This is a genomic window from Nonomuraea sp. NPDC049152, from assembly GCF_040648355.1.
Taxonomy (GTDB): domain Bacteria; phylum Actinomycetota; class Actinomycetes; order Streptosporangiales; family Streptosporangiaceae; genus Nonomuraea.
This window is the reverse complement of record NZ_JBEZDO010000003.1, coordinates 177,801-189,895: the sequence shown is the minus strand read 5'-3', so window position 1 is coordinate 189,895 and position 12,095 is coordinate 177,801. Positions and strand designations below refer to the sequence as shown.

17 protein-coding genes are annotated in these 12,095 nt (G+C 68.8%); 9 read left to right on the top strand and 8 right to left on the bottom strand.

Translation table 11 applies throughout. The features are described from left to right. Nucleotide 1: 1 nt before the first annotated feature. Entirely contained in the window at nucleotides 2–811 is an 810-nt protein-coding gene (locus tag AB0B45_RS07410; RefSeq protein ID WP_358126777.1) for an SAM-dependent methyltransferase, read from the bottom strand. 79 nt (nucleotides 812–890) lie between these two features. Between AB0B45_RS07410 and AB0B45_RS07405 the strand changes: the two genes are divergently transcribed. Both AB0B45_RS07405 and AB0B45_RS07400 read left to right on the top strand, forming a co-directional pair. Then, complete coding sequence (locus tag AB0B45_RS07405) at nucleotides 891–1,220, top strand: hypothetical protein (protein ID WP_358126775.1); 330 nt, start codon at nucleotides 891–893, stop codon at nucleotides 1,218–1,220. A gap of 60 nt (nucleotides 1,221–1,280) precedes the next feature. Then, complete coding sequence (locus tag AB0B45_RS07400) at nucleotides 1,281–1,631, top strand: PRC-barrel domain-containing protein (RefSeq protein WP_358126772.1); 351 nt, start codon at nucleotides 1,281–1,283, stop codon at nucleotides 1,629–1,631. A 231-nt stretch (nucleotides 1,632–1,862) separates the two neighbouring features. Here AB0B45_RS07400 and AB0B45_RS07395 read toward each other — a convergent pair whose 3' ends face one another. After that, nucleotides 1,863–2,459 carry a hypothetical protein gene (locus tag AB0B45_RS07395; RefSeq protein WP_358126769.1) on the bottom strand — a complete coding sequence of 199 codons (597 nt, stop codon included), beginning with the start codon at nucleotides 2,457–2,459 and terminating at the stop codon, nucleotides 1,863–1,865. Between the two features lie 60 nt (nucleotides 2,460–2,519). Here AB0B45_RS07395 and AB0B45_RS07390 point away from each other — a divergent pair, with 60 nt between their 5' ends. The 3 genes from AB0B45_RS07390 (at nucleotide 2,520) to AB0B45_RS07380 (ending at nucleotide 3,912) form a co-directional block, all read left to right on the top strand. Then, complete coding sequence (locus AB0B45_RS07390) at nucleotides 2,520–2,981, top strand: DUF1360 domain-containing protein (RefSeq protein WP_358126766.1); 462 nt, start codon at nucleotides 2,520–2,522, stop codon at nucleotides 2,979–2,981. Next, nucleotides 2,978–3,472 carry a DUF6328 family protein gene (locus AB0B45_RS07385; protein ID WP_358126763.1) on the top strand — a complete coding sequence of 165 codons (495 nt, stop codon included), beginning with the start codon at nucleotides 2,978–2,980 and terminating at the stop codon, nucleotides 3,470–3,472. Before AB0B45_RS07390 ends, AB0B45_RS07385 begins: the two co-directional genes overlap by 4 nt. A gap of 290 nt (nucleotides 3,473–3,762) precedes the next feature. Beyond that, nucleotides 3,763–3,912, top strand: coding sequence for a GPGG-motif small membrane protein (locus tag AB0B45_RS07380; protein ID WP_164903902.1), 150 nt, complete (start codon nucleotides 3,763–3,765; stop codon nucleotides 3,910–3,912). Nucleotides 3,913–4,123: 211 nt separating this feature from the next. On the opposite strand, the gene AB0B45_RS07375 is transcribed toward AB0B45_RS07380, so the two are convergent. From AB0B45_RS07375 to AB0B45_RS07360, 4 genes are read right to left on the bottom strand one after another with little or no spacing between them, the layout of a single operon-like run. Then, nucleotides 4,124–5,674 (bottom strand): membrane dipeptidase, encoded by a 1,551-nt coding sequence (locus AB0B45_RS07375; protein WP_358126760.1) that lies wholly within the window; start codon nucleotides 5,672–5,674, stop codon nucleotides 4,124–4,126. 38 nt (nucleotides 5,675–5,712) lie between these two features. Then, a complete protein-coding gene (locus AB0B45_RS07370) occupies nucleotides 5,713–6,453 on the bottom strand; it encodes a metallophosphoesterase (RefSeq protein WP_358126758.1) in 741 nt (246 codons plus the stop codon). Then, on the bottom strand, nucleotides 6,437–6,685 hold the full coding sequence (locus tag AB0B45_RS07365; protein ID WP_358126755.1) for a BON domain-containing protein: 249 nt from the start codon (nucleotides 6,683–6,685) through the stop codon (nucleotides 6,437–6,439). The genes AB0B45_RS07370 and AB0B45_RS07365 overlap by 17 nt, the downstream gene beginning before the upstream one ends. A 46-nt stretch (nucleotides 6,686–6,731) precedes the next feature. After that, nucleotides 6,732–7,646: a DNA topoisomerase IB gene (locus tag AB0B45_RS07360; protein WP_358126752.1), complete on the bottom strand. Its 915-nt coding sequence runs from the start codon at nucleotides 7,644–7,646 to the stop codon at nucleotides 6,732–6,734. Nucleotides 7,647–7,701: 55 nt separating this feature from the next. On the opposite strand from AB0B45_RS07360, the gene AB0B45_RS07355 reads away from it, so the two are divergent. The 3 genes from AB0B45_RS07355 to AB0B45_RS07345 are packed head-to-tail and all read left to right on the top strand — an operon-like array spanning nucleotide 7,702 to nucleotide 10,834. Further along, a complete protein-coding gene (locus AB0B45_RS07355) occupies nucleotides 7,702–7,959 on the top strand; it encodes a hypothetical protein (RefSeq protein ID WP_358126749.1) in 258 nt (85 codons plus the stop codon). Further along, a complete protein-coding gene (locus AB0B45_RS07350) occupies nucleotides 7,959–8,960 on the top strand; it encodes an SDR family oxidoreductase (RefSeq protein WP_358126746.1) in 1,002 nt (333 codons plus the stop codon). The genes AB0B45_RS07355 and AB0B45_RS07350 overlap by 1 nt, the downstream gene beginning before the upstream one ends. Nucleotides 8,961–9,004: 44 nt before the next feature. After that, nucleotides 9,005–10,834, top strand: a complete 1,830-nt coding sequence (locus AB0B45_RS07345; protein ID WP_358126743.1) for a transketolase — start codon at nucleotides 9,005–9,007, stop codon at nucleotides 10,832–10,834. Between the two features lie 74 nt (nucleotides 10,835–10,908). Here the strand turns inward: AB0B45_RS07345 and AB0B45_RS07340 are convergent, their stop codons facing one another. Continuing rightward, nucleotides 10,909–11,292 carry a ChaB family protein gene (locus tag AB0B45_RS07340; protein WP_358126741.1) on the bottom strand — a complete coding sequence of 128 codons (384 nt, stop codon included), beginning with the start codon at nucleotides 11,290–11,292 and terminating at the stop codon, nucleotides 10,909–10,911. A 25-nt stretch (nucleotides 11,293–11,317) separates the two neighbouring features. After that, nucleotides 11,318–11,566 carry a DUF6458 family protein gene (locus AB0B45_RS07335; RefSeq protein WP_358126738.1) on the bottom strand — a complete coding sequence of 83 codons (249 nt, stop codon included), beginning with the start codon at nucleotides 11,564–11,566 and terminating at the stop codon, nucleotides 11,318–11,320. A 37-nt stretch (nucleotides 11,567–11,603) separates the two neighbouring features. On the opposite strand from AB0B45_RS07335, the gene AB0B45_RS07330 reads away from it, so the two are divergent. Then, nucleotides 11,604–12,089 (top strand): shikimate kinase, encoded by a 486-nt coding sequence (locus tag AB0B45_RS07330; protein ID WP_358126735.1) that lies wholly within the window; start codon nucleotides 11,604–11,606, stop codon nucleotides 12,087–12,089. Nucleotides 12,090–12,095: the final 6 nt, after the last annotated feature.

Below are 12,095 nucleotides of genomic sequence, written 5' to 3'. Positions count from 1 at the left end.
GTCAGGGCTTGCGCGCGACCCCGCCCAGCAGCAGCTCCTGCCACGGTTCGAGCGGGCCCTCCACCTGGGCCCGCCACCGCGGGACGTGGACGACGCCGGGCTCCACCGGCTCCAGGCCGTCGAAGAAGCGGGTGATCTCCTCCTCGGAGCGGAAGTGGCCGGTGCCCATCGTGGCGTGCAGCGTCCGCTCCAGCGCCAGGGCCTCGGGATTGGCGGCGGCGTGCATGTGGGAGGCGGCCAGGTGGCTGCCTCTCGGCAGGGCGTCCATGTACTGCCTGACCAGTCCCCACGGGTCCCGGTCGTCGGGGAAGAGGTGCAGCAGCCCGATCATCATGAGGCCGACGGGCCGGGAGAAGTCGATGAGGTTCACCAGGGCGGGATGGCCGAGGACGGCGTCGACGTCGCGGGCGTCGACGGCGATGGCGACGGCTCTGCCGTTCTCGCGCAGGATCTGTGCGGCGTGCGGCTCGACCATCGGGTCGAGGTCGACGTAGACGACGCGGGCGGCGGGATCGGCGGCCTGGGCGACCTCGTGGGTGTTCTCGATGGTGGGCAGACCGGAGCCGAGGTCGATCAGCTGGGTCACGCCCGCCTCGCGAACCAGATAGGTGACGACGCGGCCGATGAAGGCACGGTTGCACCACGTGAGTTCGGAGATGTCGGGTACGGCCAGGCGGAGCCGCTCGGCCACGGCCCTGTCCACCGCGAAGTTCTCGGTCCCGCCGAGAAGGACGTCATGGACGCGGGCCACGCTGGGTCGGGTGGGATCGACGCCAGGGGGCGCCCACTCGGGGAAAATCTCAGTGGCCATGGCGGATCGTATCCGGACTTATCTCTCTTTGTCTGCGACGATTTTGGAACGATCTTCATAAGATTCACGGGGTGGGCAGATGTTCTCTCAGGTGATCGACGTGATTGACGTGGTCGGCTTGGCGCTGTCCACCGTGCTCGTCGGAGCGGGCCTGTACATGGTGGTCACCAATCGCGCGATCCGGCTGCTGCCGTACTGGAGGAGCGTCGACAACCCTCGCGTGCAGGGGTGGGCCTGCATGCTGATCGCCGCCTCCTTCCCGCTCATGATCGCGACTCAGGAGCTGGAGCTGCCGTATGAGGTCCGCACGATCATGTTGGGCGTCTATCTGGTGTGCCTTGTGAGTGGCACCGGAATGATCGCGTGGAATAGTCGCGCAAAAATCCGCCATGACGGGATTGATCGTTGATTGCCCGGGTAGAGGGGGCCGGCCCGAGAAAGACGCACAGAAGAGAGGGAGAGAGCACCAATGGAGCTCTGGAACTATCGTCCTGACGTCTACGACCGGAACCAGAGTCTGGACCTCGTGGGGTACCACGTTCAGGCGACGGACGGAAAGATCGGGTCAATCGACGAGGCCACCTACGAGGTCGGCGAGAGCTACGTGATCGTCGACACCGGGCCGTGGATCTTCGGTAAGAAGGTTCTGCTTCCTGGTTCGGTGATCACGCGCATCGACCCGCAGGAGCGCAACGTCTACGTCTCCAGGACGAAGGAAGAGATCAAGAACGCGCCCGAGTTTGACGAGGGCGCCTTCAAGGAGCCGGCTTACCGGCAGCGGCTGGGCGAGTACTACGGCCGCTTCCCCAACACCTTCTGACTAGAGGCATAAGGGCCGCGCCCCACCAGGGGCGCGGCCCTTATCCATGCCCGAGGTCAGGGCCCGGAGGAGGTCAGAGCCGGGAGAAGGTCGAAGTCGGGGGGCGGGGGTCACCTCTCTGGAGGGGTCGGCGGAGGAGCCACCGGTTGGGAGGGGCGGAGGCTGGGGAAGGGGTACCGGCCGGAGGTACGGGGGTCAGGACCAGGTGGGGTCACCGCTGGAGGGCGCGGGTTAGGGCCAGGAGGGGTCCATGCCGCATTCCACCGGCTTCTCGATCACCTCGAGCCGCTCCAGAAGCGTCAGGAACGTCGACGCGTAAGGGGAATCCTCCGTCACCGCCGCCACCCTGTTCCAGTCGACCTGCTCGCGCAGCGCCCTGACCTGCGGCAGCAGCCCGCCGTAGTCGCACGCGTGCTCCGACATCGGCAGCAACCACGAGACCACCAGGTCCGTCGCCTCCAGGACCGGCACGATGACCGCCGCCGCCATCAGGGGCTCGGCCCTCTCCAGCAGCGCCTCGGTGACCGGCCGGTCGGAGACCCTGAAGATCAGATCCACCAGCCTGCCCTCGTCGTACGCCTTGACCAGCCAGTCCTCGGGCGGCCGCACCGTGTCGAACCCCACGCGCGTCAACGCCTCCAGCGCGGCGGGTGCGTCCTTCTCCATCACGACGAAGTCGACGTCGTGCAGGGACGGCGCCGCTCCTCGCGCGTAGGCTGCGCAGCCTCCCGCGAGCGCGTATCTCACGCCCGCCTCCTTGAGGCCGGAGCTGGCGCGCTTGAGGGTTTCCAGGATCGCGTCGGTGACCTCGTGACTGTGGCTGCCCATGGCGGGGAGCTACCCGATCGATCGGCGACTAGACCTCACGGCCAGGGGTAGCGGGCCTCCATGAGCGAGGTTTCCAAGGAATACGGCCGCCCGCTGGGCGGCTACGTGCTGATCATGGCGGCGTACGGCGGAGCCGTCGCGGCGGCGGCCGCGGTGGCCGTACTGAGGGGAAAGCAGCCTCCTGACCGCCTTGGCCCGCTCGATCTTCTCCTGATGGGTGTGAGCACCCATCGGCTGTCGCGCACCCTGTCCAAGGACCCGGTGACCAGCCCCTTGCGTGCGCCCTTCACCAGGTTCAGGGGGGTGAGCGGGCCTGCGGAGCTGAAGGAGGAGCCGCGCGACGCGATGGGCGAGCTGATGGCGTGCCCGTTCTGCCTGGCGCAGTGGGTGGCGACGGGTTACGCGGCGGGGCTCGTGCTCGCGCCGCGGCTGACCAGGCTGATCGGGGCGACCATGACGGCGGTGGCCGTGTCCGACTGGTTGCAACTGGGGTACGCGAAGCTCATGAAGGGGGCGGAGTGAACGAGGAGGCGCCCGAGCGCGGTGAGAGTCACAAGGAACGGGTGGACCGTGAGCTCGGGGAGCTGTTACAGGGACTGCGGGTGGCGGTCACGGGCGTGCAGGTGCTCTTCGCGTTCCTGCTGACGCTGCCCTTTCAGGCCGGGTTCTCCAAGGTCGACGCTCTGGGTCACTGGCTGTTCTTCATCGCCCTGATGTCGGCGGCCTTCGCCTCCGTCTGCTTCATCACTCCCGCCTCCCAGCACCGGTTGATCTTCAGGACCGGGCTGAAGGAGCGGATGTTGCACCGCGCAAACGGGCTCGGCGTGGCGGGGGCGGTGTTCCTGCTGATCGCCATGACCAGCGCCGTCGCGCTTGTCACCGAAACCGTGATCAACAGCTGGCCGGCCGCGCTGTTCGGCGCCGCGGTGGCGTTGACGGCGGGGTGGTTCTGGCTGGCTCAGCCGATCGTGGACCTCTACCGCACCCGCGGCGACACCTCAGCGGAGCTGTGACTCCTCACCCTTGATGCCCTGCGTGGGCCAGAACCGATGGACGGTCGCGCGGGGGAAGCTCGCGGATGACTCCGACGGTCTCTTCGAGCATGTCCAGCCGTTCTTCGGCGGGCGGCCACGCCGTTCCTGTGCTCGTTGAGGGCCTCACCGATGCCGACGCCCAGGCGGCCGTACGAGCTCGGCGGACCGTGTTCCTCCGATGCCAAAAAGTAATCGAATGTCGTCATAAAACGGCCGCTTCTCAGCGCTTAGGACGTTAGGCGGCTTTTCTCAGGGGCAGCTCACATGCCATGGCTACATTGCTCTGGATCATCGCAGTTATCCTCGTCATCGCCGGGATCTACGTGATCCTGGCCCGTCGCGACATCCTCTGGGGGATCGTCCTCATCGTCCTCGGATTCCTGGTCGGCCCCGGAGGCGTCAGTATCTTCAATGTATGACCCTTGGGCGGGCCGGACACCGGAGTCCCCACCCGCCCCAGGCTGCGCCCAAAATAAGCCCTGACCAGGCCATCCCTCCTTCGGATGGGCAGGGGGCAGGGAAAACTACGACCACGTCAGGGACGTCGACGGCCGCGGAGCCGATCAGCTCCGCGGCCGTCGTCCTGCCGCGATCAGCCCGGGTGTCGTGCGGCCGGACCACCCGCGGAATTCATCGTGTCGCGGGTGCGGAAGCCGTCTCCCACGTGCGGAGATAGGCCTCGGCTCCGGCGGCGAGGTCGTCGACGATCGGCTGGCCGCCGAGCTGTCTCAGGTCCTCGATCCAGTCGGGCACCAGGCCGTAGTGGGCGACGCCGTCCACGTTGTAGTCCCACACCCGCTGCCCCGTGCTCGGCCTGTCCAGCGTGGCGGCACCGTCAGCGGTGGTGAACGGGTAGGTCACGGCGCTGCCCGCCCGTGGTCCCGGCAACGGGCCGAGGCCGTTGGCGTCGAGGCCGTAGCCGTACCCCGGCCGGCCGATCTCCTGGCGCAGCGGCTGGGTGCGCCGCCACTCCTCGGTGAACTCCGCGGCGCCGTGGCCGTACTGGGTGACCATGCCGCCGAGCCGGTAGATGCGCGGCAGGTACGCGGGGTCGGCCCAGCTGTGGGAGGAGAGGACGCCCGGGTAGTGGGCGGCTTCGAGCAGGTCGAGCGTCTGGTCGGCGGCCTTGACGCTCATGTGGTCGATCTCGATCATCATGCCGCGCCGCATCATGCCCTCGACCATGTAGCGGCCGAGCGAGGTCAGCCCCTTGGAGTTGCAGTGCGGGGCGGGCGGGTAGACCGGCAGGCCGACGCCAGGCGGCAGCCATCGGGCCAGCTCGGGCGGGAGGACGGCGGGCGAGATCGGGTTGTCGTGCTCGGGCCCCTTGCACTGCTCGACCCGCCAGAAGCTCCCTGACGACAGCAGGTTGCCCAGGTTGACGATCGCCCCCTGGGTGCCCGAGTCGAAGCGCACGCCGCACAGTGCGTTGTCGTACTTGTGGCAGACGAACATGCTGCGCACGCCAAGCGCGTACATCTCGTCGAGTCCGCGGTCGATCTGCGCCTTGGTGCAGTGCGGGACGCCGAGCGTGGTGCGGCAGCCGAACGGCTCGGAGGTCTCGATGCCGAGCACGACCGCGAGCTTGCCTGCCGCGATGACCTCGCGCGCCTCGGCCGGGCTCTTCACCACGCGGAACCAGCCGAGCCCCGGTCCGCCCGACAGCGTGTCGATGTGGTTCTGCAGCTCGATCGTGCGCTGGGCCTCGCGCCTGATCGCCCACATCTCGTCGCACGGGTTGCTCTTCAGCGGGTAGATCTCGCAGAGCTGCCGGTTGGCCACCAGGTCGTTGACCATGACGCGCAGGCCGCCGCGCCATGCGCGCTCGATCCACTCGTAGTAGGCCTGCTGGTGGGTGAGGGAGTCGTGGGCGGGCCAGTCCTTGAACGTGGGCCAGCCGACGGGGTCATGGGTGCCGGTCGGCGAGCCCGTCCTGGTGAAGTTCTCGAACCAGGCGGCCTCGCCGTGGGGGTAGTGGTCGAGGCAGTCGAGCAGCGCGCGGGCGACGCCCGCGGGATCGAACGGCTTGCCGCACAGCAGCTTGCCGCCGAACGCCTCGTAGGACATCAGGTGACTGTGCCCGTCGACGAACCCGCGGACGGGAGCGGAGGGCTGGGTCGGCGCGGCCATCGCGACCGCGCACAACAGGGCGAGTAAAGCCAGGACACGGCGTACGACCATGCACTGACATCACCACCAAGCTACTGCTTGGTCAATACCTAACATGAGTCGGACTCACTAAGGCAGTAGACGCCGTAGGCCCTTCCCAGCACCGGCATCGCGACGTTGCGCACCCTGATCCCGCCCGGCGTCATGCCCTTCTCCTGGCCCTTGTGCGCGTGACCGTGGAGGATGAGGTCGGCGCCCGCCGTGTCGACGGCCTCGGCCAGCATGTAGCTACCGAGGAAGGGATAGATCTCCAGCGGCTCGCCCTCCAGCGTCTCCTTGATCGGCGAGTAGTGCGACAGCACCACCTTGCGATCGGTGTCGAGCTCCTTCAGCGCGGCCTGCCAGCTTTCGGCGATGTGCCTGGTGTGCCGGACGAAGTTCTTGGTCTCCCGCTCGCCGAAATCGCTGGCGCACTTGCCGGCGAAGCCGCCCCCGAAGCCCTTGCCGCCGACGACGCCGAGCCGTACGCCATGGAGGGTGAGAACGGCGGAGTCGTCGTCGAGCACGACGATCCCGTGGTCGCGCATCTCCGCCGCCATCTCGTACTCCAGGTCGGAGTGGTAGTCGTGGTTGCCGAGGACGGCGACGACGGGGACCGGCAGCCCACGGAACTCCTGGGCCACCAGCCTGCCCTCCTCCAACGTCCCGTGTCTGGTCAGGTCACCCGCCAGCAGCAGGACGTCGGCCCGCCGCTCGATGCCGTCCAGTTGTTCGCGGTACTTGCCGCGCATGTCCTCGCCCAGGTGTATGTCGCCGACTGCGGCAATACGCAGCTCAGTCAAGATGCTCATCCTCTCCTGGCTCGCGGACCCGCATGACCTGCAACTCGTTGTGCACGTGGAGCCCTGGGGCCGCTTCCTTCGCCACCTGCTCCATCTGGCGCCTGTGCTCCTCGCCGGAGACCTGGCCGCGCAGGAACAGCTGGTCGCCTCGCACGTCGACGCGGATGCCGAGCTCGTGGGACCTGTCGTCCTCGGCCAGCGCCCGCTGGACACGCGCCGCGACGTACTGGGGAGCCTCCATTGCTTCCTCCTTCGTCAGGTGACCACGATGCCCCCGGCCACGGCGGTCAAACAGCTCTGATCAGGTCGATGACCGCGCTCTCCACGTCGCCGCCGGTGTCGATGGTCCTGCCCCGCTCGAACGCCTCGATCACGCGCGGGTCGACGTAGGAGGCGCGGGCGACCGTGGGGGTGTTGCCGAGGTAGTCGGCGACCTGGCGCATGACCTCGGGCACGTTCGGCGTGGACGCCAGGCCCACGGCGGCCAGGACGGTGCCGTGCCAGGTGCGGAAGTCCTTCGCCGTGGCCTCGCAGCCGAGCGTCTCGCGCACGTAGGCGTTGATCTCGGCGCTGCGCACGTCCGTCCAGCCGTTCTCGTCCTTGTAGCGCAGCAGCTCGCCCTCGCGGCAGCGCGCCTTCAACGACCTGATGACCCTGCACGCGTCGCGGTCGGAGACCTCCACCTCACGCGGGATGTCGCCCTTGGCGGGATAGCAGAAGACGACCGAGCCGTTCACGCAGCTGACGTGCTCCATTCTGAGCGTGGCCAGCCCGTACGACTCGTACTCCTCGCCGCCCACCCTGAAGAACCCGACATCGAGCAGGCGCGCGGCCGCGGCCAGCACCCGCTGCCTGGTCAGCCCCTTCGTCTCCAGGTGCTCCTGCACCCTCTTCCTGAAGGCGGGCAGCCGCTCGGCCATCTCGAGCACCTTGTCGAACTTGAGCCTGTCCTGCTGGGCCCGCCATTCGTCGTGGTAGCGGTACTGCCGCCGTCCCGCCGCGTCGGTGCCCGCGGCCTGCAGGTGCCCGTCGGCCGAGCGGCAGATCCACACGTCCTTCCACGCGGGCGGCACGGCGAGCGCCTTGATCCTGTTCAGCGTGGCGGGGTCGCGCACGGGGCGGCCGTCGGGATAGGAGTAGCTGAATCCCCTCCCCCTGCGCCTGCGCCTGATGCCCGGCTCGTTCTGGTCACTGGGGTGCACCCGACCCGGCTACCCGGCGTGTTATGCGGCAAACGGCAAGGGCAGGGGGTCGGGCATGCGTGAAGATGACTACCGTCCCGAACAGCAGTCCGCATCGGGCCAGCCCATGGTTCCCTCGACCCCTCGTGACGTCGTCCACATCAGGATCGGGTCGTTCATCCTCGTCTTCCTCGTGGCGGTCGGCGCTATCAGCGTCATCGCGGGGATCGGCTGGCTCGCCGTCGTCGCGGGGGTGGCCGCCGTGGCCACGATCGTCGACATCGTCCTGGCCGTACGACGGCAGAAGGAGCGCGGCTCGGGAGAGGCCGGCTGATGCGGCCCTCCCGAGTGGTGGTGGTGACAGGAGCGAGCGGTGGCGTCGGCAGGGCGGTGGCTCGTGAGCTCGGCGCGCACGGCGACTCCGTGGCGCTGATCGCGCGCGGCACGACGGGTCTCGGCGCCGCGGCGGTCGACGTCGGCTCCGCGGGCGGCTCCGGCCTGGTCTATCCCGCCGACGTGGCGAACTACGAGGAGGTACGGCAGGCCGCTCAGCGCATCGAGGACGACCTCGGCCCCATCGACGTGTGGATGAACGTGGCCTTCTCCTCGGTGTTCGCCCCGTTTCCCGAGATCACGCCCGAGGAGTTCGAGCGGACCACGGCGGTGACCTACCTCGGCTACGTGTGGGGCACCAAGGTCGCGCTGGAGCTCATGCGTCCGCGCGGCAGGGGCGTGATCGTGCAGGCAGGTTCGGCGCTGGCCTACAGGGGGATTCCGCTGCAGTCGGCGTACTGCGGCGCCAAGCACGCGATCAAGGGCTTCACCGAGTCGGTGCGCACCGAGCTGATGGCCGAGGGCAGTGGAGTGCGGGTGACGATGGTCCAGCTGCCCGCGCTGAACACCCCGCAGTTCGACTGGGTGCTGTCGCACCTGCGCAGACACCCGCAGCCGGTGCCGCCCATCTACCAGCCCGAGGTGGCGGCACGGGCGCTGGTCCACGCCGCCGACCATCCCGAACGCAGGGAGTACTGGGTGGGCACGTCCACCGCGCTCACGATGCTCGGGCAGCGGATCGCGCCTGGGCTGATCGACCGCTACCTGGCGAAGACCGGCAAGAAGGCGCAGGTCACCACCGACCAGCCGCCGACCGGGGTGGCGAACCTGTGGGAACCGGCCGACGAGGATCACGCCTACGGCGCGCACGGCTCCTTCGACGCCCGCGCCCACGGCAGGAGCGCGCAGGTCTGGCTCTCCGAACACCGCAGGCCCGTGCTGGTCACGCTCGGCGCAGCGGCGGCGGGCGCCTTGGCCACTCGCGCCCTGCGCCGCACATAGCGAAGGCGGGGCTGGGTAGGCGGCGGGAGAGCCTAGGAGGACCGATGCCCGAGCGGGATGTTCCGTACCTGTGTGAGCTGGCGCAACAGTTGCGAGTGGACTCCGTACGGAGTTCCGCGGCGGCGGGCTCCGGCCATCCGACCTCGTCCATGTCGGCGGCCGACCTCATGGCCGTGCTGTTCGCCCACCACCTCAGGTACGACTTCGACGATCCCACCAACCCGGCGAACGACCACCTGATCTTCTCGAAGGGACACGCCTCTCCCCTGCTCTACGCGCTCTACAAGGCGGCGGGGGCCATCACCGACGAGGAGATGCTCACCTTCAGGAAACGCGGCAGCCGGCTGGAGGGGCATCCGACCCCGCGTCTGCCGTGGGTCGACGTGGCCACCGGCTCGCTCGGCCAGGGCCTGCCGGTCGGTGTCGGCGTGGCGCTGGCGGGGCGGCGTCTCGACCGCCTGCCGTACCACGTGTGGGTGCTGTGCGGGGACAGCGAACTGTCCGAGGGGTCGATCTGGGAGGCGGCCGAGCACGCCGCCTACGAGGGACTCGCCAACATCACCGCGATCGTCGACGTGAACAGGCTCGGCCAGCGCGGCCCCACCAGGCACGGCTGGGACACCGGAGCCTACGCGCGCAGATTCGGCGCCTTCGGCTGGCACACCATCGAGGTGGACGGCCACGATCCTGGCGAGATCGACTACGCGCTGGCCGACGCGCGGAACACGCGCAGGCGGCCGACCGTGATCCTGGCCCGCACCCGCAAGGGCGAGGGGGTCAACGCCGTGGAGAACCGCGAAGGCGCGCACGGCAAACCGTTGAAGGACCCCGAGCACGCGATCTACGAGCTGGGCGGCGACAGGGGCGTGACGGTCAAGGTCAGCCCGCCCGACAACAGCCGTCTCCCGCATGCCTTCGACAGCGGCCCCACGGAGTGGCCGGTCTTCGAGGTGGGGACGAAGGCCGCCACCAGGACCGCGTACGGCGCCGCGCTGAAAGCTCTGGGCACTGCCCGCGGCGACGTCGTGGTGGTGGACGGCGAGGTGGCCGACTCCACCAAGACCGAGGAGTTCGCGCACGCCTTCCCCGAGCGGTTCTTCGAGTGCTTCATCGCCGAGCAGGAGATGGTCGCCACGGCCGTCGGCCTCCAGGTGCGCGGCTGGGTGCCGTACGTCTCGACGTTCGCCGCCTTCCTCACCAGGGCGCACGACTTCATCAGGATGGCCGGGGTCAGCGGCGCGAACGTGCGCATCGTCGGCTCGCACGCGGGCGTGTCGATCGGCGAGGACGGCCCCTCCCAGATGGGCCTCGAGGACCTGGCGATGCTGCGCGCGGTCCACGGCAGCACGGTGCTCTACCCGTGTGACGCGAACCAGACCGCTGCGCTGGTCAACGAGATGGCGAACATCCCCGGCGTCTCCTACCTGCGCACCACGCGTGGCGACACCCCTGTCATCTACGATCCCGGCGAGCCGTTCACCGTCGGCGGTTCCAGGGTGCTGCGGCACTCCCCCGACGACAGGGCGACGGTCATCGCGGCGGGCGTCACCGTGCACGAGGCGCTGACGGCCGCCGACACGCTCAGGGCCGAGGGCGTCCCGATCGGCGTGGTCGACCTGTACTCGGTCAAGCCCGTCGACAAGGCGGTCCTGATCGAGGCCGCGACCACGACGGGCAACCTCATCACCGTCGAGGACCACCGGCCCGAGGGCGGCCTCGGCGACGCGGTGCTCGACGCGGTCTCGGAGTTGGGGCCGCGGGTGATCAAACTGGCCGTGCGCGGGCTGCCCGGCTCGGCTACGCCCGCCGAACAGCTCGCGGACGCGGGGATCGACAAGGACGCCATCGTGGCCGCGGTCCGGCGCCTGCTGTGAGAAGAACACCTGCTGTGAGAAGGACCCATACGAAAGGGGATCCCCTGCGCCAGGGGATCCCCTTTCGCACGCGGTCAGCGCGCCTTGGCCGTCTCCCGCCTGTTGGCCTTCATGATCGCGTCGACCAGCTCGGACTTGGTCATTTTGGAGCGGCCCCTGACACCGAGCCTGGCGGCCACGCCGTACAGGTGCTCCTTGCTGGCCTCGGCGTCCACGCCCTCGGCGGTCCGCCCCGAACGGTCGGTGGCGCCCTTGTCGGAGGGTCCCTTGCGAGACTTCGGCTCCCAGTGGTCCCCGACCTTCTCGAAGGAGTGCTTCAGCGCCGAGAACGCGGTGCGGTGGGCGCGCTCCCCCTCGCCGTAGGTCTTCACGGCCGAGTCGTGCGCCTTGATCCACGTCTCCTGCGCCTTCTTGGGCGAACGCGCGATGGTCGAAGGCAGTTCCTCGCGTCCTGGCATGGCGGTCCCCCTCTGTCCCTCTCTGTCAGATCTGCGGCGGGTCGGTGTAGCGCCGCTCCTCGTACACGGTCGTCCGCTCCTTGTCGGGCTCGACGGGCGACACGATCTGGCGCGTCACCCTGACCCTGTAGAGCCCGAACAGCAGTAAGGCGATGCCGCCCAGCATGAGGATGACGCCCACGATGTTGATGTCCAGGCCGGCGATGTCCCATTCGACGGCCCACGTGAGCACGGCGCCGAGCATGATGAGGAAAATGCTTCCGGCGATGGTCATGGAATACCTCCCTAGAGCCAAGGAAACTTCTATCCCCATGTCGAGAAACAAACCCGTCGTTGTGATCGGGCTGATGGGATCGGGCAAGACCACCGTGGCCCGGCTGCTGGCCCAGGCGCTCGGTGTGCCGATGAGCGACAGCGACCCCTATCTCAGGCAGCGGTACGGCAAGAGCGCCGCGGAGATCGCCAGGACGGAGGGCGCCGACGTCCTGCACGAGCGGGAGGCCGAGCACGTGCTCGCCGCGCTCGGCGAGAACCAGGTCGTCACCGCGGCGGCCAGCACCGTCGAACGCCCCGAGGTGCGCGAGGCGATGCGGAAGGCGTTCGTGATCTGGCTGGACACCACCCCCGAGGTGCTGGCCGAGCGGATGAAGTCGAGCGACCACCGGCCCGACTTCGACCCCGCCGTGATGAAGGCCAGGCGTGATCCGTACTTCAGGGAGGTCGCCGATCTGCGCGTCGACGTGACGTCCGCGCTTCCGGAGGACGTGGCCGAAGAAGCACTCGACGCGATCCGATAGGAAGAA

What these genes read in the sequence shown, in the direction of transcription:
- AB0B45_RS07330 (WP_358126735.1), top strand. Translation starts at nt 11,604, where the DNA reads ATGTCGAGAAACAAACCCGTCGTTGTGATCGGGCTGATGGGATCGGGC.
- AB0B45_RS07350 (WP_358126746.1), top strand. Translation starts at nt 7,959, where the DNA reads ATGCGGCCCTCCCGAGTGGTGGTGGTGACAGGAGCGAGCGGTGGCGTC.
- AB0B45_RS07390 (WP_358126766.1), top strand. Translation starts at nt 2,520, where the DNA reads ATGAGCGAGGTTTCCAAGGAATACGGCCGCCCGCTGGGCGGCTACGTG.
- AB0B45_RS07340 (WP_358126741.1), bottom strand. Translation starts at nt 11,292, where the DNA reads ATGCCAGGACGCGAGGAACTGCCTTCGACCATCGCGCGTTCGCCCAAG.
- AB0B45_RS07375 (WP_358126760.1), bottom strand. Translation starts at nt 5,674, where the DNA reads ATGGTCGTACGCCGTGTCCTGGCTTTACTCGCCCTGTTGTGCGCGGTC.
- AB0B45_RS07370 (WP_358126758.1), bottom strand. Translation starts at nt 6,453, where the DNA reads ATGAGCATCTTGACTGAGCTGCGTATTGCCGCAGTCGGCGACATACAC.
- AB0B45_RS07345 (WP_358126743.1), top strand. Translation starts at nt 9,005, where the DNA reads ATGCCCGAGCGGGATGTTCCGTACCTGTGTGAGCTGGCGCAACAGTTG.
- AB0B45_RS07335 (WP_358126738.1), bottom strand. Translation starts at nt 11,566, where the DNA reads ATGACCATCGCCGGAAGCATTTTCCTCATCATGCTCGGCGCCGTGCTC.
- AB0B45_RS07395 (WP_358126769.1), bottom strand. Translation starts at nt 2,459, where the DNA reads ATGGGCAGCCACAGTCACGAGGTCACCGACGCGATCCTGGAAACCCTC.
- AB0B45_RS07400 (WP_358126772.1), top strand. Translation starts at nt 1,281, where the DNA reads ATGGAGCTCTGGAACTATCGTCCTGACGTCTACGACCGGAACCAGAGT.
- AB0B45_RS07405 (WP_358126775.1), top strand. Translation starts at nt 891, where the DNA reads ATGTTCTCTCAGGTGATCGACGTGATTGACGTGGTCGGCTTGGCGCTG.
- AB0B45_RS07355 (WP_358126749.1), top strand. Translation starts at nt 7,702, where the DNA reads ATGCGTGAAGATGACTACCGTCCCGAACAGCAGTCCGCATCGGGCCAG.
- AB0B45_RS07410 (WP_358126777.1), bottom strand. Translation starts at nt 811, where the DNA reads ATGGCCACTGAGATTTTCCCCGAGTGGGCGCCCCCTGGCGTCGATCCC.
- AB0B45_RS07380 (WP_164903902.1), top strand. Translation starts at nt 3,763, where the DNA reads ATGGCTACATTGCTCTGGATCATCGCAGTTATCCTCGTCATCGCCGGG.
- AB0B45_RS07365 (WP_358126755.1), bottom strand. Translation starts at nt 6,685, where the DNA reads ATGGAGGCTCCCCAGTACGTCGCGGCGCGTGTCCAGCGGGCGCTGGCC.